Source organism: Streptomyces sp. SirexAA-E (genome assembly GCF_000177195.2).
In the GTDB taxonomy this organism is placed as follows: domain Bacteria; phylum Actinomycetota; class Actinomycetes; order Streptomycetales; family Streptomycetaceae; genus Streptomyces; species Streptomyces flavovirens.
Genome location: NC_015953.1, coordinates 3827751 through 3850232, shown reverse-complemented (window position 1 = coordinate 3850232; position 22482 = coordinate 3827751). Strand labels below are relative to the sequence as shown.

Here is a 22482-nt window from a genome sequence, read left to right as displayed (position 1 = left end):
CCACCCCATGAAGAAAGCGACAGCACTGTGCACCAGTACGAGAAGGACGGACCGGCGATCTACCGCCAGTCCTTCGCCACCATCCGCGCGGAGGCGGATCTGGCCGGGCTGCCCGCCGACGTGAGCCAGGTCGCCGTCCGCATGATCCACGCCTGCGGCATGGTCGACCTCGTACGCGATCTCGCCTTCTCGCCCCGGGCCGTGGCCGACGCCCGCGCGGCGCTGCGGGCCGGTGCGCCCATCCTGTGCGACGTGGCCATGGTCGCCAGCGGTGTCACCCGCAAGCGGCTGCCGGCGGACAACGACGTGGTGTGCACGCTGTCCGACCCCGCCGTGCCGGAACTGGCCGCGAAGCTCGGCACCACCCGCAGCGCCGCCGCGCTGGAGCTGTGGCGCGACCGCATGGAGGGGGCCGTCGTCGCCGTCGGCAACGCGCCCACCGCGCTCTTCCGGCTGCTGGAGATGATCGAGGAGGGCGCTCCCCGCCCCGCCGCCGTCATCGGTGTGCCGGTCGGCTTCGTCGGGGCCGCCGAGTCCAAGGACGCCCTGGCCGCCCACCCCTCGGGGCTGGAACACCTCATCGTGCGGGGCCGACGGGGCGGCAGCGCCATCGCCGCGGCGGCCCTCAACGCGATCGCCAGCGAGGAGGAGTGAGCGTGAGCGAGCAGCAGACGTCCGGGACCGCCGGGCGGCTCTACGGGGTCGGGCTCGGTCCGGGCGACCCGGCCCTGATGACGGTACGGGCCGTACAGGTCATCGCCGAGGCCGACGTCGTCGCCTACCACTCCGCCCGCCACGGACGCTCCATCGCCCGGTCCATCGCGGCGCGGCACATCCGCCCCGACCACATCGAGGAAGCGCTGGTCTACCCGGTCACGACCGAGACCACGGACCATCCGGGCGGCTACCGGGGCGCGCTGGACGAGTTCTACGCCGAGGCCGCGGCCCGTCTCGCGGTCCACCTCGACGCGGGGCGCACCGTCGCCGTGCTCGCCGAGGGCGACCCGCTCTTCTACGGCTCCTACCAGCACATGCACAAGCGGCTCGCGGACCGGTACGCCACCGAGGTGATCCCCGGCGTGACCTCGGTCAGCGCCGCCGCAGCCCGGCTCGGCACCCCGCTCGTCGAGGGCGAGGAGGTGCTGACGATCCTGCCCGGCACCCTGGCCGAGGAGGAGCTGACGGCCCGGCTCGCCGCCACGGACTCCGCGGTGGTGATGAAGCTGGGCCGCACCTTCCCGGCCGTGCGCCGGGCGTTCGAGGCGTCGGGGCGGCTGCCCGAGGCGCGGTACGTCGAACGCGCCACGATGGCCGGGGAACGTACCGGCGACCTCGCGGAGACCGACCCGGACTCGGTGCCGTACTTCGCGGTGGCGGTGCTGCCGAGCCGGATCGACGCCCCCCGTCCCGCCCGGGCGGAGGCTCCCGGCGAGGTCGTCGTGGTCGGCACCGGCCCGGCCGGGCCGCTCTGGCTGACCCCCGAGACGCGCGGGGCGCTGGCCGCCGCCGACGACCTGGTCGGCTACACCACCTACCTGGACCGGGTCCCGGTCCGGCCGGGGCAGCAGCGCCACGGCTCGGACAACAAGGTCGAGTCCGAGCGCGCCGAGTTCGCCCTCGACCTGGCGCGCCGGGGACGCCGGGTGGCCGTGGTGTCCGGAGGCGACCCCGGGGTCTTCGCCATGGCCACCGCCGTCCTGGAGGTGGCCTCGCAGGACGCCTACACCGACGTACCGGTACGGGTGCTGCCCGGGGTGACCGCGGCGAACGCGGCCGCCGCCCGGGCGGGCGCCCCGCTGGGCCACGACTACGCCACCCTCTCGCTCTCCGACCGCCTCAAGCCCTGGGAGGTCATCGCCGAACGGCTGCGCGCGGCGGCCTCGGCGGACCTGGTGATCGCCCTGTACAACCCGGGCTCCCGCAGCCGGACCTGGCAGGTCGGCAAGGCCCGCGACCTGCTGCTGGAGCACCGCTCGCCGGACACGCCGGTGGTCCTCGGCCGCGACGTCGGCGGGCCCGCGGAGAGCGTCCGCACGGTGCGGCTCGCCGATCTGGACCCGGCGGAGGTGGACATGCGGACCGTGCTCGTCGTGGGGTCCTCGCAGACCCGGTGGGTACGGCGGGGTGGCGGCGAGCAGATCGTCTGGACACCGCGCCGCTACCCGGAGGACTGAGTCAGGCCGGCAGGCCCCTCAGCCAGGCGACGGCCCCCTCGGGGGCCGCCGCCACCGGCACCCCCTCCGGGACCGGTGGCCGCCGGACCACGACCACGGGGATGCCCGCCTCACGGGCCGCGGTGAGCTTGGGCGCGGTCGCCTCGCCGCCGCTGTCCTTCGTGACGAGGACGTCGACGCGATGACGGCGGATCAGCTCCCGTTCCCCCTCCAGCGTGAACGGTCCCCGGTCCAGCAGGACCTCCATGTGAAGCGGGAACGGCGCTTCGGGGGCGTCCACCGAGCGCACCAGGAACCACAGCGGGTCGAGCCCGGCGAACGCGGCGAGCCCCATCCGGCCCGTCGTCAGGAAGACCCGTCGGCCCAGCCCGGGGAGGACCTGCGCCGCCTCCTCCAAGGAGCCCGCCGTGTGCCACCGGTCGCCCTCCGAGGGCACCCAGCCGGGGCGGCGCAGCGCCAGCAGGGGAACATGGGCCGCGGTGGCCGCCGTGGCCGCGCTGAAACTGATCGTCCGGGCGAAAGGATGGGTGGCGTCGATGACCGCACTCACCCCGTGGGCGCGGATCCACTCCGCCATGCCGTCGGCTCCCCCGAATCCGCCGACGCGCACCTCGCCCGGAGGGAGCTTCGGCCGGGCGACCCGTCCGGCGAGCGAGCTGGTCACCCGGACCCCGGGCAGGGCGTCCGTGGTAACCAGGAACTCCGCGAGACGGCGGGCCTCGGTCGTACCGCCGAGAACGAGTACGTGCAGAGTCATCGAACGGTCCCTCCATGAGCAGTGAGCAAGCGCAGGGCGGGCGCAGCGCCCAACTCAAGCACACCGGTCTGCGGCCGGGATGGACGACCGGTGCCTGCGCCACCGCCGCCACCACGGCCGCGTACACCGCGCTGCTGACCGGCGAGTTCCCCGATCCGGTGACCATCACGCTGCCCCGGGGCCAGACCCCGGCCTTCGCCCTCGCGGTGGAGGAGCTCGCCGGCGGCCGGGCCACGGCCGGGGTGGTCAAGGACGCGGGGGACGACCCCGATGTGACGCACGGGGCACTGGTGCGCTCCACCGTGCGGCTGCTGCCACCGGGGTCGGGGGTGGTGTTCCGGGCCGGCCCCGGCGTGGGGACGGTGACCCTGCCCGGGCTGCCGCTCGACGTGGGGGAACCCGCGATCAATCCGGTCCCCCGCCAGATGATGCGGGACCACGTGGCCCGGGTGGCGGCCGAGCACGGCGGCACCGGCGATGTGGAGATCACGGTCTCGGTGGACGACGGCGAGGAGATCGCACGTTTCACGTGGAACATTCGCCTGGGCATCCTGGGCGGACTGTCGATCCTGGGCACGACGGGGGTCGTGGTGCCCTACTCCTGCTCGGCGTGGATCGACTCGATCCGCCGGGGCGTGGACGTCGCCCTGGCCGCAGGACACCGCCATGTGGCCGGGTGCACGGGCTCGACCTCGGAGAAGACGGTGGTCGCCGAGTACGGGCTGCCGGAGATCGCCCTGCTGGACATGGGCGACTTCGCGGGCGCCGTACTGAAGTACGTACGCCGCCACCCGGTGGAGCGGCTGACGGTCTGCGGCGGGTTCGCCAAGCTGTCCAAGCTCGCCGCGGGCCATCTGGACCTGCACTCGGGACGCTCCCAGGTCGACAAGCCGTTCCTGGCGCGGCTGGCGCGGCAGGGCGGGGCGAGCGAGGAGCTGGCCGCGGAGATCGAGGTGGCCAACACGGGCCTGGCCGCCCTCCAGATGTGTGCGGCGGCCGGGGTGCCGCTGGGCGACCTGGTCGCGGTGGCGGCCCGGGACCAGGCGTTGTCGGTGCTGCGGGGGGCGCCGGTGGCGGTGGACGTGATCTGCGTCGACCGGGCGGGGACCGTGGTGGGCCGCAGCGCCGTGCGCTGATCCCGTACGGCGCCGCCGGCTCAGCAGGTGTGGCGGTCGCGGGCCGGGGAGTAGAGGTGGCTGTCGTGGAACTGCTCCGCGCCCAGCGTCCGGCCCACCATGATCACCGCCGTCCGGATCACCCCGGCCTCCTTCACCTGCTCCGCGATCGAGTCCAGCGTGCCGCGCAGGACGATCTCGTCCGGCCGTGACGCCATGGCCACCACGGCGGCGGGGCACTCGGCCCCGTAGTGCGGCAGCAGTTCGGCGACCACCCGGTCCACGTACCGCGCCGCCAGGTGCAGCACGATCAGCGCGCCGCTGCGGCCCAGCGTCGCCAGGTCCTCGCCCTCGGGCATCGCGGTGGCCTGCTGGGCGATCCGCGTGAGGATCACGGTCTGGCCCACCGTCGGGACCGTCAGTTCCCGCTTCAGCGAGGCGGCGGCCGCGGCGAACGCGGGCACCCCGGGCACCACCTCGTACGGCACGCCCGCCTCGTCGAGCCGGCGCATCTGCTCGTTGACCGCGCTGAACACCGAGGGGTCCCCGGAGTGCAGCCGGGCCACGTCCTGGCCGGCCCGGTGCGCGGCGACCAGCTCGGCCGTGATCCGCTCGATGTCCAGCTGCGCCGTGTCGACCAGCCGGGCATCCGGCGGGCACTCGGCGAGCAGTTCCGTCGGCACCAGACTGCCGGCGTACAGGCAGACCGGGCTGGCCGCGAGGACCCGGGCGCCGCGCACCGTGATCAGGTCGGCGGCGCCGGGGCCCGCGCCGATGAAGTACACGGTCATCAGTTGTCTCCTGGGTGGATCGTCGGGAAGGGCTTGCGCACGGACCACTGGGTGACGGGCATGGCCTGGCGCCACCCCGTGAATCCGCCGACGGGCACGGCGTGGGCCACCGCGAGCCGCACCAGGTCGCCGCCGAGCCGCCGGTAGCGGTCGGCCAGCAGCGCCTCGGACTCCAGGGTGACCGTGTTGGCGACCAGTCGGCCTCCGGCGGGCAGCGTGTCCCAGCAGGCATCCAGCAGACCGGGGGCGGTGAGGCCGCCGCCGATGAACACGGCGTCCGGTCGGGGCAGTCCGGCCAGCGCGTCCGGTGCCCGGCCGGTGACGACCCGCAGGGAGGGCACCCCCAGCCGGTCCGCGTTGCGGGTGATGCGCCCCGCGCGCTCCGGGTCGCGTTCCACGGTGATCGCACGGCACGACGGATGGGTCCGCAGCCACTCGACGGCGATCGAGCCGGACCCGCCGCCGATGTCCCACAGCAGCTCCCCCGGGGCGGGCGCGAGCACACCGAGCGTGGCGGCCCGTACATGCCGCTTGGTGAGCTGCCCGTCGTGCTCGTACGCCGCGTCGGGCAGACCGGGTACGGCACCGACGCGCAGCGTGTCCGGGGCGCTCACGCAGTCCACCGCGATGACGTTGAGCGGGTCGCCGGGCGGGCGGTCCCAGGTGTCGGCGGTGCCGTCGAGACAGTCCTCGTCCGCACCGCCGAGCTGTTCGAGCACCCGCATCCGGCTGGGCCCGAAGCCGCGGTCCCGCAGCAGGGCGGCCACGGCGGCGGGGGTGGCCGCGTCCGCGCTCAGCACCAGTAGTCGGCGCCCGTCGTGCAGGGCGGCGGCCAGCCGGGCCGTGGGGCGGCCGACCAGGGTCACTGTCCCGGTGTCCTCCAGCGGCCAGCCGAGCCGGGCGCAGGCGTACGACACCGAGGACGGATGCGGCACCACGTGCAGCGCCCCGGCGCCGAGCTCCTCGGTGAGGGCTCGGCCGATCCCGTAGAACATCGGGTCACCGCTGGCCAGCACGGCGATCCGGTTTCCGGCGTGGGCGGCGAGCAGGCCCCGGACGGCGGGCCGCAGCGGCGACGGCCAGGCCACGCGCCGCCCCGCGCACTCCGGCGGCAGCAGCCGCAACTGGCGCTCCCCGCCGATCAGCACCCCGGCGTCCAGAAGCGCGGACCGGGCGGGCTCCGTCAGCCCCGCCCATCCGTCGGCCCCGATCCCGACGACGCTCACGGCGGCCTCGGGCTGCGGGACGGCGGACAGGGACGATGCGGGGGACACGGCCGGGTACCTCGGTGTTTCGGTGGACGACGCAGCCGAACTCTACTGGCCCGCCCCGGGCCCACCGGCACTCCCCGCCCCCAGGCCCCGGCCCCCTACCGCCCGGCCATCAGCCACTGCCCGAACGTCGTCGTGCCCCGCACGTCCGCCCGGCCCGTGGTGAGCGCCCCGGCCCGCAGCGCCCGCCCCACCGTCCCCGGCAGCACCACCGGCACCGGCAGCACCCGGCTGCGGTGGGCGGCGCGCCACTGGAGGGCCAGATCGCGGAGGTCCACGATCTCGGGGCCCGCCACCTCGACACGTCCCCGCAGCGCGGGCCGCTCGGCCACGTCGGCGACGGCGTGGGCCACCTCCACCGACGCGACGGGCTGCAGCCGCGCCTTCGGCAGCGGGTGCAGCCCGGACCGGGCCAGCGGCGCCAGCACCCCGGCCACCAGCTCGTGGAACTGCGTGGCCCGCACCGTCGTCCAGTCCACCCGGCCGGACTCCACGACCCGCTCCTGGTCCACCTTCGTGCGGTAGTAGCCGATCGGGACCTTCTCGCAGCCGACGATCGAGATGCCGACGTGGTGTCCCACCCCGGCCTTCTCCTCCGCCGCGAGCAGCATCCGCGACCCGTCGACCAGGGTCGCCCTCGCCCCCTTCGGGGAGGTGCTGTTGCTGGCGTCGACCACCACGTCACAGCCGGCCAGCGCCTCGGCCAGCCCCTCGCCGGTCGTCAGGTCGACCGGGTACGCGGCGGAGCGGCGGCTCAGCGCCCGTACCCGGTGGCCGCGCCCCCTCAGCTCCTCGGCGACGGCGCGGCCCAGCGTCCCGGTGCCACCGGCGACGGCGACGGTCAGATTCTCCTGTGCGTTCATACCCCTGTGAACGGATCGCGGCCCCGGAACGTGACATCGCCGTCCCCGGACGGCCCCCGTCAGCCCGACGGGCGTATCCGGGCGAACGCGAGAACCGCCTCGCCCGGGCCCGGCGGCCTGATCCACGAGGCTCCCCGCACCGCGTGCAGCCGGCCGTGGCGCAGGGCGAACCACGGCAGCCCGATGCCGAACGCCCCGGCGAGCGCGTCGAGCGCCCGGGCCTCCGCCTCGCTCAGCAGAGCGGGCCCCTCCTCGTCCTCCTCACGGGCCGGGGCGGCGCCGCCGAAGAGGGCCGTCCCGAAGAGATCCGGGTCGAGCCCTTCGGGGGGCGTCCCGGTCGACTCGGCGACGCCTCCGCGCGCCACCGCCGTGAACCGCCCCTCGCCGTCCTCGGCGTACGCGACACGGAAGACGTCGGCGAAGGCAGGACCGGGGCTGTGGTGCCGCTCGCTCCACACCGACACGGACCGCGTGCCCCGGGAGACGGCGGCGTCGACTCCGGTCACCCGGCCGGGCTGATAGGACTCGGGGTCCCACTCCAGCGCGAAGCTCCAGTCACCCTCTCCGCCGCAGGAACCCACCTGGTAGGCGCAACCGCCCCCGCTACGGTGCCGGAGCCGCCACATCTCTTCTTCGGAGTGCGGGGCCAGCAGGTCCGCCCCGCCGAGCCGTTCGGCGAGGGTCCGCGGTGTGATCCCCTGGACCGCCACGAAGCGCCAGGAGCGGTGGTCCTCCCCCGTCGGCCACCCGAGACCCTGCGGACCGGCCGGGTGCGGTGGCTCGGAAGCGGCCCCGCGTGGCACGCCGTGACCGGCCCGCGGGGTGGTCAGGATCCGGCGTCCGCGTTCCGGGGTCAGGAGGGGCCCGAGGAGCGGATCGGCCTTCAGCCCGATGGGCGCCAGGTGCTCCGGGCCGTACGGCTCCCAGTCCGGGACCGCGGCGGCGATCACCTGCCACGCGGCGTCCGTGTCACCCCAGCGGGCCAGTTCCCTGGCCTCGGCCACGGCCCGCCCGAACGGCCCCGGGGGCTCGTACCGGAACGTGCGCTCCCTGACCGCGGCCAACAACGCCTCCGCCTCCGGGCGGCCGTCCTCGCCGTGCCGCCGCACGAACCAGTCGTCGTCGTGGTGGCTCCGGCAGTGGTCCACGGCGTGCAGGGGCATCACCTCGTGCACGTAGAGCGGATCCGCCATGTCCTGGGGCACCGCGAGATGACCGACCGGGCCGACGAGAGCGGCCATCTGGTCGCGCAGCATCATCGCCCGGGGCCTGCCGAAGGACTGGGCCTCCGCCAGGACGGCCATCTGCGTGTCCACGTCCTCCCCGGCCAGGCAGGCGAGGCGGGCACGCTCGACGGACGCGTCGAGCTCCCGGGTCATCCCGTCCTCGAAGCGGGGGTCGTGGCCGTGGTCACCGCAGAAGTCCCGGTACATCGCCTGCATGAAGGCGGCGAAGGACGCGTACCGGTCGGGGTACTCCCCGGACCAGCCCTTGTAGACGTAGACCGCCCACTCGCCGTCCTCGTCGACGTCCCCGGGGTCGAGCAGCACATCGGTCATGTCGGAATCGAGGGCGAGCTGGAGCGCCCGCTCCCACATCCCGGCCAGCAGGATCTCCGACGGCCGCGACCGTTCGTCCAGCTGCTCCTCGTAGAGCGGCTTCATGCCCATCGCGTCCCCGTGCCAGTGCACGTCGGCGGAGACACCGAGCAGGTAGACGAAGCCTCCCGCGTGCCGCCAGCCGTCGGAGACCTGGAGGAAGGCGCGGTAGGACGGCGGGAGCCGGGTGCCCAGCCGTTCCTCCAGAGCGGCCGTCCGGGCTTCGTCCGCCGGGGCGAAACGCAGGCCACCGGCCGCCAGGGCCTCCTCGTCGACCTCCTCCGGATCGGTCAGTCCCTGCGCCATCACCCACTGTGCGTTCCAACGGTCCAGAAAACTCTGCCAGTTGTCGATGTCCACAGTGCCGGATCCTCGCACCCGCCACTGACAGCCCGGCCGCGCCCGCTCGACGCCACTGGACTCGCCGATGTCCGACGCCCTGGCGATCATCGACGGTATGGCCGAGAACAGCAGGTGCCGGTGGAGTGGGCGTTCACCGGCCCGTACGGGGAGGAGGGCTCGCACCGGTCGGTGGCCGACGTCACCGGACCCGCGCCGCTCGCCGAGGTACGCGCCCACAAGCACGCCGAGGTACGCGCCCACAGGCGGCGGGTGAAGGCGGCGGCCAAGGCGCCACGGCGGGCCATCTGACCGGAACGAGCCACACAACCGGCCACAACCCGCCACACCGTTCCGGGACGGCAGCCCCCTCGCTACCTTCCTGCACATCCGTTCGCATCGAATCCCGCTTCGGAAGGACTCCTGTGCACGCAACTCGTCGCAGATCCCTCGCGGTCGTGGCCGCCACCACCCTGGCCGCACCGCTCCTCCTCGGCGCGTCACCGCACCACGGACACACCCCGCGCGACCCCGCCAAGGACGCCGCCGAGCTGTCGCGGCAGCTGGTCGAGAAGGCGTCCGCGAAGGACGCCTACCGGCACCTGCGGGCCTTCCAGGCGATAGCCGACGCGTCCGGCGGCCACCGGGCGGCCGGATCACCCGGCCACGAGGCCTCCGCCGCCTACGTGCACGAGCTGCTGCGGAAGGCGGGGTACAAGGTCGGCTACCAGTCCTTCGACTTCGTCTACACCGAGACCCTCGCCGAGAAGCTCTCCGTCGTCTCGCCCACCCCCCGCGACGTACCGGTCAAGGCGATGACGTACACGAAGTCCACCGAGGAGGGCGGGGTGCGGGCGGCCCTCGCCGCCGTGCCCGACGACGGCACCCCGGGCTGCGAGGCGTCCGACTACGCCTCGGGGAACTTCACCGGCAAGATCGCGCTGATCAAGCGCGGCGCCTGCTCCTTCGCCGAGAAGCAGGCTGCCGCGGCCGAGGCGGGTGCCGTCGCGGCGGTCATCTACAACAACACCGAAGGTGTCCTCTCCGGCACCCTCGGCGACGCGGCGGCGGGCAGGATCCCCACCGGCGGGCTCGTCCAGGAGGAGGGCGAGAAGCTCGTCGCCGACCTGGCGAAGGGCGAGGTAACGGTCTCCCTGGAGATCCGCGAGCTCCAGGAGGAGCGCACCACCCGCAACGTCGTCGCCGAGACCCGCGGCGGGGACGCCGCGAAGACGGTCATGCTCGGCGCCCACCTCGACTCCGTCACCGACGGCCCCGGCATCAACGACAACGCCTCGGGCTCGGCCGGCCTCCTCGAAGTCGCCCTGGAACTGGCCCGGACGCACAAGACGCCCGCCGACAGGATCCGCTTCGCCTGGTGGTCGGCCGAGGAGAACGGCCTGCTGGGCTCGGAGGCGTACGTCGCGAAGCTCTCCGAGACGCAGCGCGACAGGATCGCGCTCTACCTGAACTTCGACATGATCGCCTCGCCCAACGGCGCGCAGTTCGTCTTCGACGGCGACGACTCCGACGGGGTCGGCGAAGGCCCAGGTCCGGAGGGCTCCGCCCAGCTGGAGCGTGACATCACCGCCTTCCTCGACGCCCGGGGCAAGCCGCACACCGGTACGGACTTCACCGGGCGCTCGGACTACGGGCCGTTCATCGAGGTCGGCATCCCCTCCGGCGGGACGGACACCGGCGCCGAGGGCATCAAGACCGCCGACGAGGCCGAGATCTTCGGCGGCACGGCCGGTGTCGCCTACGACCCCTGCTACCACGCGGCCTGCGACGACCTGAAGAACATCGACATGGCGCACTTCGAGACCAACATCGACGTGATCGCCCACGCGGTCGGCACCTACGCCTACGACCTCCGCTCCCTGACCCGCCCCGTCCCCGCCGCGGCCACCGCCGCCGAGCGGTCCGGCGGCCCGGAAGTGCGCGAGGGCCACGCACACGGAGTCACCCGGTAACGACGGACGCGCCGCGGGCCGGGGCCGCCGAGTCCCCGGCCCGCGGCGCGACGGCGCCCGGCCGGCCCACGCACCACCCCCGCGCGCCCATAACGTTTCCTCTTGGTTCGGGCCGTTTTCACCCGCGATCGGGGTGTCGTCCATGGCTGCGCCCGGCGGCCCCGGCCCGGTAGGCTTTCCGTGTGATCTTCAAGCGCATCGGAAATGGGCGGCCATACCCCGACCACGGCCGGGAAAGCACCCGACAGTGGGCGGATGTCGCGCCGCGTCCGGTCCGTCTCGACCAGCTGGTGACCACCAAGGGCCAGCTGGACCTGGAGACCCTGCTCGCCGAGGACTCCACGTTCTACGGCGACCTGTTCGCCCACGTCGTGAAGTGGCGGGGCGACCTCTACCTCGAGGACGGACTGCACCGCGCCGTGCGCGCCGCCCTGCAGCAGCGCCAGGTGCTGCACGCGCGCGTCCTCGAACTCGACTGACCGCGCCACCCCCACCCTTGGGCCATTTCGGGCCTTTCGGGTGCTTTTGTGCACGCACGGGTGTCATCCGCTGATCGTTTAGTAGGCATCATCTCCGCGCCGCACTACGCTTCGGCCATGAGCATGTTGACCCCTCCCGGCATGGGCGGGAAGTACCGCGTCACGGGCAAGGCGTATCCGCGCATGCGCCGTCCGCGCCGTCGCGGCAAGCTGGTCCTCTCGGCGGTCGCCGCCGTGGTCGCGCTCGGTCTGGCCGGGTGGGGCACCCTCCAGCTCGTCGACGTCTTCACCGGGGGCGACAAGCAGGCCAGCGCGGCCGACCGGCCGAAGACCTGTCCCTCCCCGTCGGCGCCGGCGCCCGCGAAGGCGCTGCCGAAACCGGCCGCCATCAAGGTCAACATCTACAACGCGACCTCGCGCGGCGGACTCGCCAAGTCCGCCGCCGACGAACTCGAGAAGCGCGGCTTCGTGATCGGCAAGGTGGACAACGCACCGGCCGCGTACGACAAGAAGGTCCCCGGCACCGGACTGCTGCTCGGCGCCCCCACGGCCGCCGACGGCTCGTTCCCGGTGCTGGGCACCCAGCTGCCGGACGCCGAGCGGAAGACCGACGCCCGCACGACCGGCGACGTCGACCTGATCATCGGGACGAAGTTCAAGGCGTTCAGCACGCCCGCCGCGGCGGCGTCCGCCCTCAGCGCCCTGACGAAGCCCGCCCCGGCCCCTTCCTCCTGCTGAGCCGGAGCGAACGGGGGCCGGGGCCGGCCCCGCTCGGTGTCACTCCGCGGTGCCGTACATCCGGTCCCCCGCGTCGCCGAGCCCCGGCACGATGTAGCCGTTCTCGTTGAGCCGCTCGTCGACCGAGGCCGTGACCACCGTGACCGGGGTGCCGGCCAGCTCGCGCTCCATCACCTCGACGCCCTCGGGGGCCGCCAGCAGCACGACCGCGGTGACATCGTCCGCACCCCGCTTGATCAGCTCCCGGATGGCCGCGACCAGCGTGCCGCCGGTCGCCAGCATCGGGTCCAGGACGTACACCTGGCGTCCGGAGAGGTCCTCGGGCATCCGTGTCGCGTACGTCTCCGCCTGGAGTGTCTCCTCGTTGCGGATCATGCCCAGGAAACCGACCTCGGCGGTCGGGAGGAGCCGCACCATGCCGTCCAGCATGCCCAGGCCGGCACGGAGGATCGGCACGACCAGGGGCCGCGGGTGGGACAGCTTGACCCCGGTCGTGCGTGTCACCGGGGTCTCGATGTCGACCTGCTCGGTTCGCACGTCCCTGGTGGCCTCGTACGCGAGCAGGGTGACCAGCTCGTCGGCGAGCCGCCGGAAGGTAGGGGAGTCGGTGCGCTTGTCGCGCAGCGTGGTGAGTTTGTGCGCCACCAGCGGGTGGTCGACGACGTGGATCCGCATGCTTCAACAGTAGCCGGGCCGGGGACCGGCTCTTCGCAAGCCTGCGCTGGCATCAAGCAGCTGTTCGGGGGGAAGGTGGGGGCATACGGACCCAGGCCTTGGGGTGGTGTGTCGATTGCCCGACCGGGAGCAGCCGCGAGAACGCAGGAGCACGCGCGACGCGCGCGACCTGCCCGACGCGCGCGAGGAAGCGCGGGACGCGCAGGAGAGTGAAGCCGCGCGCCGGCGGCGCCGGGCGCAGTTCCTCCGCGAACTCCACGAGGCCAAGCAGCTCCGCGACCGGGTGCAGCCCCGCCGGGCCCGTGCGGCCCGTATGCGCCAACAGATGCGGATGCGTACGTTCCGCTGGTGATTCCCGGCCGTCCGGGGGCCGTGTGCCCCGCGCGCGGGGCGCACGGTGGGAGCGCCCTTGAGGAACTGATGGCCGACGCAACGGCCGAAGACCTCTCGCTTCGCGCTCGTTTCTGCCACGATGCCGATTGGGCGGGGCCCAGAGCGACCGGAATACCGGCCGCCCTCCCGTCGGACCGATTCACCTATGAACAGTGGGAGAGTCACGGTGTACTTCGCCGCACTGCTCGCGCGCACCGAAGACGGGTGGGAAGCGAGCGATACGGAGCTCGACGATGTGGAAACCCTGTCCGACCTGACGGATCTGGCCCGTGAGGCCTCGGTGGACGAGGACACCGTCCTGGTCTACATCGAGCAGGAGGACGCCTGGTTCGGCGTCGTCCGGGTGGACGGTGAGGAGGACCCGCGTATCTACGTCTCGGACGCGTCCGCCGCCGCCCGCTCCTCGTACGGGGAGATCCTGCTCACCGACGAAATGCTCGGCCGCGAACCCGGGGCCGAGGACGAGATCGCCGCACTGGAGGAGCTCGTCGGCCTCGACGGCACCGAGGACGGCGAACCGGAGGAGGCCGAGGACGGCGGCGGTTCCCGGGCCGCGGCCGAGGTCACCGGCCTCGACCTGGACGAGGACCCCGACGCCGTACCGGCGGGGCCGCTCGGTGATCTGGGGCTCCTGTCCGACCTCGGGGTGTCCGAGAAGGACCTGCTGACCCTGCGCACCGACGCGCTGGCGGAGATCGCCGACGCGCTGGGCGCGGCCGATGTCCTGGAGGCCGTCCGTTAGGGTCCGCGGGTGACCGCACCACCACCGACACCTCCCTCACCCCCGCCCACCGATCCCGTACGGGATCCGTGGCAGGCATCCATGCGCCAGGCCCTGCACGAGGCGGCGCAGGCGGCGTCGGCCGGCGATGTGCCGGTCGGCGCCGTTGTGCTGGGCCCGGACGGCGCCCCGCTGGCCACCGGACACAACGAGCGTGAGGCGACCGGCGACCCGACCGCGCACGCCGAGGTCCTCGCCCTGCGCCGTGCCGCGTCGGTCCTCGGCGGCTGGCGGCTGACCGGCTGCACCCTGGTGGTCACCCTGGAGCCGTGCACGATGTGCGCGGGCGCGCTCGTCCAGTCCCGCGTCGCCCGGGTGGTCTACGGGGCGCGCGACGAGAAGGCCGGAGCCGCGGGATCGCTCTGGGACGTGCTGCGGGACCGTCGGCTCAACCATCGTCCCGAAGTGGTCTACGGCGTCCTGGAGGAGACCTGCGCGGCCCAGCTGACGGCGTTCTTCCGCGAGCGCTGAGGCCGCCTCCCGGGGGTTCGGCCGCCGGGCCGGGAATCGGATTTCGACCATGGCCCGGGATGGTCTAAGCTCTCTCTCGGTAGCGTGTCCGAGCGGCCGAAGGAGCTCGCCTCGAAAGCGAGTGTGGGGAAACTCACCGTGGGTTCAAATCCCACCGCTACCGCTCTCACGAAGGGCCCGACGCATCGCGTCGGGCCCTTCGAGCATGTCCGGCACGTATCCGTCCGGAGTCGGGGCGGGTACGGCTGTGGCCCCGGCTCCCGGTCGGGGACCGGAGACGGGGCCACGTGCCGCGTAGGCAGAGGTCGGGGGAAGCGGCATCGGGGGGACAAGCCGCTTCCCCCGGTGAGGACGGAGTCCGGTCGCGCCGCGGTCAGGGGGAAGTCGCGCGGCGCGGGCCTCATGGGCCCCGTCCCTCGGCCCGCCGCATGGATGCCATGAACGGGCCTGTCTTCCATGGTGCTCCTCGACAGAAGCCGCGACCGGGGGCAAAGGGCCTGGAACCACAGGCCCTTGGTCCCTAAAAGCCGCGTCAGTGATCCGCGACGGCCCCCGGAAACGAGCAGGTGTGCGGCTAGAATCTCCCGACTGCACTGGTGATCGACGGGGACAGGCGGGGGCGGGCTGTGGCGCACGCGAAGAAGATCGCGCTCTACTTGATTGTGGTCTTCGTGCTGTACACGATCATCACGTCCCCCGAACGCGCCGCCGACCTCGTCCAGGTGGGCTTCGAAGGCATATCGAGCGCCGCCCAGAGCGTCGGGGACTTCATGTCCGAGCTCGTGAAGTAGGAGAGATCCCATGATCCGCCACCTGGTCCTGTTCAAGCTGAACGACGGCGTCGAGCGGGACGATCCGCGGGTCGTCGCCGGGGCCGAGGCCTTCCGGGCGCTCGGCGGGAAGATCCCCGAGCTGCGGTTCTGGGAGTGCGCCTGGAACATCACGGACCGGCCCATCGCCTACGACTTCGCCATCAACTCCGCGGTGGAGGACGAGGAAGCCCTGAAGCGGTACGTCGAGCACCCGGACCACCAGGCCGCGGCCGGACGGTGGCGCGAGTTCGCCACTTGGGTGATCGCCGACTACCCGTTCTGACGTACCCGCGCGCCCGCCCCGAGGCCCCTCATCCTTCAGGAGAGGGGCTTTTCAGCATGTTTAAACCAAATCAGGGACAACACGACACTATGCGGTGCTTGCTTACAGTGGACATGTCTTGTGATGCTATGACCGCTTTTGACGGATGAGTTGACCGTAGTTGACCGCAAAGGGGTGGCGACACCGTGCCGGCCAGTACAGCGCCTCAAGTCCCGCCCCAGAACGTCCAGACCGACGACATCCAGACCGAGACCCCCGAACCCTCCGCGCCCGGCAGGACCCGGGGCGCGGACACCAGGGCGCTCACCCAGGTGCTCTTCGGCCGTCTCAAGGACCTCGAACCGGGCACCCCCGAGCACGACAGGGTGCGCACCGCCCTGATCGAGGCGAACCTGCCGCTGGTGCGGTACGCCGCGGCCCGTTTCCGCAGCCGCAACGAGCCGATGGAAGACGTCGTCCAGGTCGGCACCATCGGCCTCATCAACGCTATCGACCGCTTCGACCCGGAACGCGGCGTGCAGTTCCCGACGTTCGCCATGCCCACCGTGGTCGGCGAGATCAAGCGCTACTTCCGGGACAACGTGCGCACCGTGCACGTGCCGCGCCGGCTGCACGAACTGTGGGTCCAGGTCACCGGTGCCACCGAGGACCTGACGACCGCTCACGGACGCTCGCCCACGACCGCCGAGATCGCCCAGCGGCTGAAGATCTCCGAGGAGGAGGTCCTCGCCTGCATCGAGGCGGGCCGCTCCTACCACGCGACCTCGCTGGAGGCGGCGCAGGAGGGCGACGGGCTGCCCGGCCTGCTGGACCGGCTCGGCTACGAGGACCCGGCGCTGGCCGGGGTCGAACACCGCGACCTGGTACGGCATCTGCTCGTCCAGCTCCCCGAGCGGGAGCAGCGGATCCTGCTGCTGCGCTACTACAACAACCTGACGCAGTCACAGATCAGCGCCGAACTGGGTGTCTCCCAGATGCACGTGTCAAGACTTCTGGCCAGAAGCTTCGCCCGCCTGAGGTCCGCAAACAGGATCGAGGCGTAACCGGAACGGGTAGACCCTCCTGGGGCCCGTATCCGGGGCGTAAAAGCCGCACACCCCCTGTTTCCTGCGCGGTTTCACCGTTCACTTGTCGACTTGTCACTACAGCGTGTTGCCGACATGTGACATTCTGCTGGAACCGCGTTTGCCGCAGCCCTACCTCCGGTATTCAGGTGGAGGCTGCGTTCCTCCGATGGTCGTGGCCACCGCGACCGTCCGCGACCTCAAGGGGGTGGCATGTCCGTAGACCAGGGCAGCTCGAAGGTGCTCACGCTCACGAAGAGCGCGCCCGCACCTGCCGTGCTCACCAGCTCGTCGGAAGCCATCGACACCCGTACGCTGTCCCGCTCCCTGTTCCTGCGGCTCGCCGCTCTGGGACCCGCCTCGGGACCCGACGGGACGGACAGCCCGGAGCGGGCCTACGTCCGGGACACACTCATCGAGCTCAACCTCCCGCTCGTGCGCTACGCGGCGGCACGGTTCCGCAGCCGTAACGAGCCCATGGAGGACATCGTCCAGGTCGGCACGATCGGCCTGATCAAGGCGATCGACCGCTTCGACTGCGAGCGGGGCGTGGAGTTCCCCACCTTCGCCATGCCGACCGTCGTGGGGGAGATCAAGCGCTTCTTCCGCGACACCTCGTGGTCGGTGCGGGTGCCGCGCCGGCTCCAGGAGCTGCGCCTGGCGCTCACCAAGGCGAGCGACGAGCTCGCCCAGAAGCTCGACCGTTCGCCGACGGTCCCGGAGCTGGCCAAGGCGCTGGGCGTCTCCGAGGAGGACGTGGTCGACGGGCTGGCCGTCGGCAACGCCTACACGGCCTCCTCGCTGGACTCCCCCTCCCCGGAGGACGACGGCGGCGAGGGCTCGCTGGCGGACCGTCTGGGGTACGAGGACGCGGCCCTGGAGGGCGTCGAGTACCGCGAGTCGCTCAAGCCGCTGCTGGCCAAGCTGCCGCCCCGCGAGCGGCAGATCATCATGCTGCGCTTCTTCGCCAACATGACCCAGTCGCAGATCGGCGAGGAGGTCGGCATCTCGCAGATGCACGTCTCTCGGCTGCTGACCCGGACGCTCACCCAGCTCCGGGAGGGCCTGATCGCGGACTGACCTCGCGCGCACCACCCGGCACGCGGTGTCCCCGCACGGGGCGTCGCGCGGGCGTACGGCTCCATCGGCCGCCGGGGCGGCACCACCGCCGCTCCGGCGGCCGTGCCGTGTTCTCCGCGGGACCCCGGGGCCGACGGCGGGTGCGCCGCGGTCCGGGATGCCGACGGGGTAGAGGGTGGAGGACGGGGACGTGGTTCGGTCAGCCGAGCGCGAGCCAGGCGACCGCGCCGAGGATGACGACGACCGCGACGACGGCCACGATCACGCCGGTCTTCGGGCCGGACGGGGCCGCCGCGGTCTGCTGCCTGCGCTGCGGCTCGCCCTCGTCGACGAACGCGCGGAACATCTGCGTGCTGCCCGCCGGGTCGTGAGTGCCCTCGGGGCCCGGCTGCGGGGCGTGGGGGTTGTGTGCCATGGCCCGAGACCCTAGCGAACTCACCGGTATCGCCCAACCCCCGGGTCTCCTACGGCTGATGCCCCGTCACGGGCCGGTGGTCCTCCTGGCACCTCCGGCGCGGACCCCGGGCGGGGTCGACGACCGGCCGCGCGGCGTGCCGGACGTGCGCGCGGGGCGCCACGGGCGCCCGTCGCGGGTGTGCCGAGGAACACACGTACGGCATCGCGCCCCGTGTGCGCTGGGGGCTTGACCGCGACCCTACGGAGGCTTTTGCGTTCCTTTACTTCTGCAAGCCCCGTTTCGTTTGCCTGGGGCAACCAACGGCTTCTATCGTTGCCCTAAGCAACAAGATGCACCCGTGAGATCTCTGGAGGGCCGGTGGCCGCACGGAGCCAGTACGAAGAACTGGCCCGTCAGCTCAGCGCCGTCGGAGCCGTCAAGCGGGGCCTCGCCCGCATCCTGCCCGCCGAGTGTCCCGGTGGCTCGGCCTCCGTGCTGACGCTCCTGAGCAGGTACGGCGAGATGCGGATCACGCGACTGGCCGAGCTCCTGGCCGTGGACATGTCTGTGACCAGCAGACATGTGGCCCACGCCGTGGAGAACGGCTGGGTGGAGCGGCTCGCGGACCCCACTGACAGGCGGTCCCGCATCCTGCGGCTGACCCCCGCGGGTGAGGAACTCCTCGACGACCTGAGCCGGCGGACGACCGAGATGTTCGCCCACAACCTCATCGACTGGTCCGACGAAGAAGTCGGGCAGCTCAACACGTTGCTGGCCCGGCTGCGGGACAGCTTCGCCTGCCGAGGCCCCGGTGGTTGCACCCCCGGACGGCACAGCGGCGACTGCCACGTCGGGCACTCCGACGACTCGTACACCCGTACACCCGTGTAACAGAAGCAAAGACAAGGAAATCCATGGCTACGACCACACCATCCGGTGTGCGGGGCGGCCACGCCAAGCACGGGGCCCCCGAAGCCCCCGCAGGCACGCCGATGACACACCGGCAGATCATGGAAGCACTGACCGGGCTGCTGCTCGGCATGTTCGTCGCGATCCTGTCGTCGACGGTCGTCTCCAACGCCCTGCCGGAGATCATCTCCGACCTCGGCGGCGGCCAGAGCGCCTACACCTGGGTCGTCACGGCCTCGCTGCTGGCCATGACCGCCACCACCCCCCTGTGGGGCAAGCTCGCCGACCTGTTCAGCAAGAAGCTGCTGGTCCAGATAGCCCTGATCATCTACGTGGCCGGCTCGATAGTGGCCGGTCTCTCGACCAGCAGCGGCATGCTCATCACCTGCCGTGTCGTGCAGGGCATCGGCGTCGGCGGTCTCTCCGCCCTCGCCCAGATCGTGATGGCCGCGATGATCTCCCCGCGCGAGCGCGGGCGGTACAGCGGCTACCTCGGCGCGGTCTTCGCCGTCGCCACCGTCGGCGGCCCGCTGCTCGGCGGTGTCATCACCGACACCAGCTGGATGGGCTGGCGCTGGTGCTTCTACGTGGGTGTGCCGTTCGCGGTCATCGCCCTGATCGTGCTCCAGAAGACCCTGAAGCTCCCGGTCGTCAAGCGCGAGGTCAAGGTCGACTGGTGGGGCGCGTTCTTCATCAGCTCCGCCGTCTCCCTGCTGCTGCTCTGGGTGACCTTCGCGGGCGACAAGTACGACTGGATCTCCTGGCAGACCGTCGTCATGGTCGTGGGCGCCGTGCTGCTCGCGCTGATCTTCGTCCTCGTCGAGTCCCGGGCCCGCGAGCCGATCATCCCGCTGCGCCTCTTCCGCAACCGCACCATCACGCTGGCCTCGGCCGCCTCGCTGTTCGTCGGTATCGGCATGTTCGCCGGAACCGTCTTCTTCAGCCAGTACTTCCAGCTGGCGCGCGGCAAGTCGCCGACGATGTCCGGTGTCATGACCATCCCGATGATCGCGGGGCTCTTCCTCTCCTCGACCCTCTCGGGCCAGATCATCACCAAGACGGGCCGCTGGAAGGCCTGGCTGGTCAGCGGTGGCTTCCTGCTCACCGCGGGCCTCGGGATGCTGGGCACCATCCGGTACGACACCGCGTACTGGCACATCGCGATCTTCATGTTCGTGATGGGTCTCGGCATCGGCATGATGATGCAGAACCTGGTCCTCGCCACGCAGAACCAGGTGGCCCCGGCCGACCTCGGCGCGGCCAGCTCCGTCGTCACGTTCTTCCGTTCCCTGGGTGGTGCGATCGGCGTCTCGGCGCTGGGTGCCGTCCTGGGCAACCGCGTGACCCAGTACGTCAAGGACGGCCTCGCCGACCTCGGCCCCGAGGGCGCCAAGCTGGGCCACGGCGGTACCGGCGGCGGAGGCATCCCCGACCTGGACGCGCTCCCCGCCCCGTTCCGCACGGTCATGGAGGCGGCTTACGGTCACGGTGTCGCCGACGTCTTCCTGTACGCCGCACCGGCCGCGCTGCTCGCCTTCCTGCTGACGCTCTTCATCAAGGAGGTCGCCCTGAAGACGAACGCCGGAAACGACAAGGTCCCGGCCACCGCCGAGGCTCCCGTGGAGGCCACCGTCGGTGCCCCCGCCGCGGTCTCCGGGACGACGGCGCAGCTCCCCGCCGTCGAGGTCCAGGACGCCCCGCAGGCTCCGGTCGCGGCGCTCGCGGACACCCCGCCCGCTCCGCAGGGCGGCACCCCCGTCCGCGGTGTGGTGCGCGGCGCGGAGGGCGCACCCGTCGCCCAGGCCGCCGTCACCCTGATCTCGCTGGGCGGCCGGCAGCTCGGGCGCTCCGTCGCCCAGGCCGACGGCGGGTACGTCCTGGACGCGCCGGGCGCGGGCAGCTACGTCCTGATCGCCTCCGCGGACGGTTTCCAGCCGCAGGCGTCCACCGTGGTCGTCGGCGACGAAGCCCTGGCGTACGACATCCTGCTGGCCGGCACGAGCGGTCTCGCCGGGACCGTGCGGACCGCCGAGGGCGGTGCCCCGGTCGAGGGCGCGATGGTCGTGGTGACCGACGTCCGCGGTGACGTCCTCGCCACCGGTGTCTCGGACGCGGCGGGTGAGTTCGTCTTCGGCGAGCTGATCCCCGGTGCGGTGACGGTCGCCGTGACCGCCGCCGGCTTCCGCCCGCTGGCGCTGCCGGTGGAGATCGGCGGCCAGGGCGTCACCCGTGCCGACGCGGTCCTGCGGGCCGGTGCGCTGGTGCGCGGTGTCGTCAGGGCCGGTTCCGGCCGGGCGCCGCTGCCGGACGCCCGTGTCACGCTGATCGACGCGGCCGGCAACGTGGTCGGCACCTCGACGACCGGGGAGGACGGCGTCTACGCCTTCACCGACCTGGACGCCGGTGAGTACTCCGTGGTCGCGACCGGCTACCCGCCGGTGGCGGGCTCGCTGACCGTGGCCGGCGGCGGGATCGACGGCCACGACATCGAGCTCGCCCACCCGGGCGAGTAGACACCGAAGATCCACAAAGACCCCTGGCGGTACAGCGCTTCGAGCGGAGAGGCTGTGTCCGCCGGTGGAAATGGGCCCCGTGGCGGGAACGGCAGGCAGGGGACGGCCTGCCGTTCCCGCCCGGGGCCCGACTCATCGAGTCACCGAGTGAGTGAGCAAGGAGAGAGAACGGGATGGGACTTCGAGCACACGTACGCACGCGGGACGGCTGGGCCGTCCAGCACGCGGTCGTGACGGTGACCGACATGACGGGCACACAGGTGGTCCGGGCCACCGCAGACGAGGACGGGGCCGTCCGGACCGACGACCTGCTGCCGGCCGGGGCCTACACGGTGATCGTCACGGCGGTCGGATACGCCCCCGCCGCCTCGACCGCACTCGTCGCGGCCAGCGGCCGGGTCGAGGCCGGCACCGTGGTGCTGGCCCGGCAGGGCGGTGTGGAGCTGCCGCCGCCGGGCGCCTGGTCCCTGGACCCGGTGCACTCCTCGGTGGCCGCGGTCGCGCAGCACCTGGGGATCTCCAGCGTGCACGGCCGGTTCACCGAGTTCAGCGGCCGGATCGACATCGCTGCGGACGTCCAGCGCTCGCGCGTGGAGGCCTCCATCAGCGCCGCCAGCATCGACACCGGCAACGGCATGCGGGACAAGCACCTGCGCTCGCCGGACTTCCTGGACGTGGAGCGGTTCCCGGAGATCACCTACCGGTCCCGCGCCCTGACCCCGGCCGGTCCTGACCGCTGGACGGTGAACGGCGTCCTCAGCATGCACGGCGTCGCCCGGGACGTCGACCTCGACCTCAGCTACCTGGGCACCGGCCCGGACCCCTGGGGCGGGGTGCGGGCGGCCTTCCACGCCACCGCGGAGCTGCGCCGGGACGACTTCGCGATGAACTACAACCAGGTCGTGCAGGCGGGCATCTCGGCCATCGGCACGACCCTGCGGGTGGAGCTCGACATCCAGGCCGTACAGGGGGACGTGGTCCCGGCCTGATGCGAACGGGAAGCCCT

General features: G+C 72.5%; 24 protein-coding genes and 1 tRNA gene. 18 read left to right on the top strand and 7 right to left on the bottom strand.

Annotation, left to right across the window (positions count from 1 at the left end):
• Nucleotides 1–27: 27 nt before the first annotated feature.
• A complete protein-coding gene (locus tag SACTE_RS17130) occupies nt 28–654 on the top strand; it encodes a precorrin-8X methylmutase (protein ID WP_014047286.1) in 627 nt (208 codons plus the stop codon).
• Nucleotides 651–2174 carry a precorrin-2 C(20)-methyltransferase gene (locus SACTE_RS17125; RefSeq protein ID WP_019992451.1) on the top strand — a complete coding sequence of 508 codons (1524 nt, stop codon included), beginning with the start codon at nt 651–653 and terminating at the stop codon, nt 2172–2174. The genes SACTE_RS17130 and SACTE_RS17125 overlap by 4 nt, the downstream gene beginning before the upstream one ends.
• A gap of 1 nt (nt 2175) precedes the next feature.
• Here the strand turns inward: SACTE_RS17125 and SACTE_RS17120 are convergent, their stop codons facing one another.
• A complete protein-coding gene (locus SACTE_RS17120) occupies nt 2176–2925 on the bottom strand; it encodes a cobalt-precorrin-6A reductase (protein ID WP_026358953.1) in 750 nt (249 codons plus the stop codon).
• A 20-nt stretch (nt 2926–2945) separates the two neighbouring features.
• Between SACTE_RS17120 and SACTE_RS17115 the strand changes: the two genes are divergently transcribed.
• Nucleotides 2946–4067: a cobalt-precorrin-5B (C(1))-methyltransferase gene (locus SACTE_RS17115; RefSeq protein WP_014047283.1), complete on the top strand. Its 1122-nt coding sequence runs from the start codon at nt 2946–2948 to the stop codon at nt 4065–4067.
• 20 nt (nt 4068–4087) lie between these two features.
• On the opposite strand, the gene cobM is transcribed toward SACTE_RS17115, so the two are convergent.
• The 4 genes from cobM to SACTE_RS17095 all read right to left on the bottom strand — a co-directional run bounded on the left by cobM (nt 4088) and on the right by SACTE_RS17095 (nt 8929).
• The gene (gene cobM, locus SACTE_RS17110; protein WP_014047282.1) at nt 4088–4837 is read right to left on the bottom strand and encodes a precorrin-4 C(11)-methyltransferase; all 750 of its coding nucleotides are present in this window, start codon (nt 4835–4837) and stop codon (nt 4088–4090) included.
• Nucleotides 4837–6111 (bottom strand): bifunctional cobalt-precorrin-7 (C(5))-methyltransferase/cobalt-precorrin-6B (C(15))-methyltransferase, encoded by a 1275-nt coding sequence (locus tag SACTE_RS17105; protein ID WP_014047281.1) that lies wholly within the window; start codon nt 6109–6111, stop codon nt 4837–4839. The genes cobM and SACTE_RS17105 overlap by 1 nt, the downstream gene beginning before the upstream one ends.
• A gap of 95 nt (nt 6112–6206) precedes the next feature.
• Entirely contained in the window at nt 6207–6971 is a 765-nt protein-coding gene (locus SACTE_RS17100; protein WP_014047280.1) for an NAD(P)H-binding protein, read from the bottom strand.
• Nucleotides 6972–7030: 59 nt separating this feature from the next.
• Nucleotides 7031–8929, bottom strand: a complete 1899-nt coding sequence (locus SACTE_RS17095; protein WP_019992452.1) for an SMI1/KNR4 family protein — start codon at nt 8927–8929, stop codon at nt 7031–7033.
• Between the two features lie 114 nt (nt 8930–9043).
• On the opposite strand from SACTE_RS17095, the gene SACTE_RS34400 reads away from it, so the two are divergent.
• From SACTE_RS34400 to SACTE_RS17080, 4 genes are all read left to right on the top strand, one after another.
• Nucleotides 9044–9220, top strand: a complete 177-nt coding sequence (locus SACTE_RS34400) for a hypothetical protein (RefSeq protein WP_019992453.1) — start codon at nt 9044–9046, stop codon at nt 9218–9220.
• A 113-nt stretch (nt 9221–9333) separates the two neighbouring features.
• A complete protein-coding gene (locus tag SACTE_RS17090) occupies nt 9334–10881 on the top strand; it encodes a M28 family metallopeptidase (RefSeq protein ID WP_014047278.1) in 1548 nt (515 codons plus the stop codon).
• 182 nt (nt 10882–11063) lie between these two features.
• Nucleotides 11064–11360 (top strand): type II toxin-antitoxin system VapB family antitoxin, encoded by a 297-nt coding sequence (locus tag SACTE_RS17085; RefSeq protein WP_003949502.1) that lies wholly within the window; start codon nt 11064–11066, stop codon nt 11358–11360.
• Nucleotides 11361–11501: 141 nt separating this feature from the next.
• Nucleotides 11502–12098: a LytR C-terminal domain-containing protein gene (locus SACTE_RS17080; protein WP_019992455.1), complete on the top strand. Its 597-nt coding sequence runs from the start codon at nt 11502–11504 to the stop codon at nt 12096–12098.
• A gap of 39 nt (nt 12099–12137) precedes the next feature.
• On the opposite strand, the gene upp is transcribed toward SACTE_RS17080, so the two are convergent.
• Nucleotides 12138–12773, bottom strand: coding sequence for a uracil phosphoribosyltransferase (upp, locus tag SACTE_RS17075; RefSeq protein ID WP_014047276.1), 636 nt, complete (start codon nt 12771–12773; stop codon nt 12138–12140).
• Nucleotides 12774–12942: 169 nt separating this feature from the next.
• Between upp and SACTE_RS17070 the strand changes: the two genes are divergently transcribed.
• The 8 genes from SACTE_RS17070 (at nt 12943) to SACTE_RS17035 (ending at nt 17657) form a co-directional block, all read left to right on the top strand.
• The gene (locus SACTE_RS17070) at nt 12943–13125 is read left to right on the top strand and encodes a hypothetical protein (protein ID WP_226995237.1); all 183 of its coding nucleotides are present in this window, start codon (nt 12943–12945) and stop codon (nt 13123–13125) included.
• A 207-nt stretch (nt 13126–13332) separates the two neighbouring features.
• Complete coding sequence (locus SACTE_RS17065; RefSeq protein WP_014047274.1) at nt 13333–13908, top strand: hypothetical protein; 576 nt, start codon at nt 13333–13335, stop codon at nt 13906–13908.
• A gap of 81 nt (nt 13909–13989) precedes the next feature.
• Complete coding sequence (gene tadA, locus SACTE_RS17060) at nt 13990–14418, top strand: tRNA adenosine(34) deaminase TadA (RefSeq protein ID WP_014047273.1); 429 nt, start codon at nt 13990–13992, stop codon at nt 14416–14418.
• A 78-nt stretch (nt 14419–14496) separates the two neighbouring features.
• A tRNA-Ser gene (locus tag SACTE_RS17055) sits at nt 14497–14581 on the top strand.
• Between the two features lie 433 nt (nt 14582–15014).
• Nucleotides 15015–15209: a hypothetical protein gene (locus SACTE_RS17050; protein ID WP_019992457.1), complete on the top strand. Its 195-nt coding sequence runs from the start codon at nt 15015–15017 to the stop codon at nt 15207–15209.
• Between the two features lie 10 nt (nt 15210–15219).
• On the top strand, nt 15220–15513 hold the full coding sequence (locus SACTE_RS17045; protein ID WP_014047271.1) for a Dabb family protein: 294 nt from the start codon (nt 15220–15222) through the stop codon (nt 15511–15513).
• Nucleotides 15514–15698: 185 nt separating this feature from the next.
• Nucleotides 15699–16556, top strand: coding sequence for an RNA polymerase sigma factor SigF (locus SACTE_RS17040; RefSeq protein ID WP_014047270.1), 858 nt, complete (start codon nt 15699–15701; stop codon nt 16554–16556).
• Between the two features lie 234 nt (nt 16557–16790).
• Nucleotides 16791–17657: an RNA polymerase sigma factor SigF gene (locus tag SACTE_RS17035; protein ID WP_014047269.1), complete on the top strand. Its 867-nt coding sequence runs from the start codon at nt 16791–16793 to the stop codon at nt 17655–17657.
• Between the two features lie 199 nt (nt 17658–17856).
• Here the strand turns inward: SACTE_RS17035 and SACTE_RS17030 are convergent, their stop codons facing one another.
• Nucleotides 17857–18072 carry a hypothetical protein gene (locus SACTE_RS17030; protein ID WP_014047268.1) on the bottom strand — a complete coding sequence of 72 codons (216 nt, stop codon included), beginning with the start codon at nt 18070–18072 and terminating at the stop codon, nt 17857–17859.
• Between the two features lie 360 nt (nt 18073–18432).
• Between SACTE_RS17030 and SACTE_RS17025 the strand changes: the two genes are divergently transcribed.
• The 3 genes from SACTE_RS17025 to SACTE_RS17015 all read left to right on the top strand — a co-directional run bounded on the left by SACTE_RS17025 (nt 18433) and on the right by SACTE_RS17015 (nt 22465).
• Nucleotides 18433–18945: a MarR family winged helix-turn-helix transcriptional regulator gene (locus SACTE_RS17025; protein WP_014047267.1), complete on the top strand. Its 513-nt coding sequence runs from the start codon at nt 18433–18435 to the stop codon at nt 18943–18945.
• 23 nt (nt 18946–18968) lie between these two features.
• A complete protein-coding gene (locus SACTE_RS17020; RefSeq protein ID WP_014047266.1) occupies nt 18969–21476 on the top strand; it encodes an MFS transporter in 2508 nt (835 codons plus the stop codon).
• 173 nt (nt 21477–21649) lie between these two features.
• A complete protein-coding gene (locus SACTE_RS17015; protein ID WP_014047265.1) occupies nt 21650–22465 on the top strand; it encodes a YceI family protein in 816 nt (271 codons plus the stop codon).
• Nucleotides 22466–22482: the final 17 nt, after the last annotated feature.

What these genes read in the sequence shown, in the direction of transcription:
- cobM (WP_014047282.1), bottom strand. Translation starts at nt 4,837, where the DNA reads ATGACCGTGTACTTCATCGGCGCGGGCCCCGGCGCCGCCGACCTGATC.
- SACTE_RS17080 (WP_019992455.1), top strand. Translation starts at nt 11,502, where the DNA reads ATGGGCGGGAAGTACCGCGTCACGGGCAAGGCGTATCCGCGCATGCGC.
- SACTE_RS17100 (WP_014047280.1), bottom strand. Translation starts at nt 6,971, where the DNA reads ATGAACGCACAGGAGAATCTGACCGTCGCCGTCGCCGGTGGCACCGGG.
- SACTE_RS17020 (WP_014047266.1), top strand. Translation starts at nt 18,969, where the DNA reads ATGGCTACGACCACACCATCCGGTGTGCGGGGCGGCCACGCCAAGCAC.
- SACTE_RS17045 (WP_014047271.1), top strand. Translation starts at nt 15,220, where the DNA reads ATGATCCGCCACCTGGTCCTGTTCAAGCTGAACGACGGCGTCGAGCGG.
- tadA (WP_014047273.1), top strand. Translation starts at nt 13,990, where the DNA reads ATGCGCCAGGCCCTGCACGAGGCGGCGCAGGCGGCGTCGGCCGGCGAT.
- SACTE_RS17115 (WP_014047283.1), top strand. Translation starts at nt 2,946, where the DNA reads ATGAGCAGTGAGCAAGCGCAGGGCGGGCGCAGCGCCCAACTCAAGCAC.
- SACTE_RS17030 (WP_014047268.1), bottom strand. Translation starts at nt 18,072, where the DNA reads ATGGCACACAACCCCCACGCCCCGCAGCCGGGCCCCGAGGGCACTCAC.
- upp (WP_014047276.1), bottom strand. Translation starts at nt 12,773, where the DNA reads ATGCGGATCCACGTCGTCGACCACCCGCTGGTGGCGCACAAACTCACC.
- SACTE_RS17015 (WP_014047265.1), top strand. Translation starts at nt 21,650, where the DNA reads ATGGGACTTCGAGCACACGTACGCACGCGGGACGGCTGGGCCGTCCAG.
- SACTE_RS17035 (WP_014047269.1), top strand. Translation starts at nt 16,791, where the DNA reads ATGTCCGTAGACCAGGGCAGCTCGAAGGTGCTCACGCTCACGAAGAGC.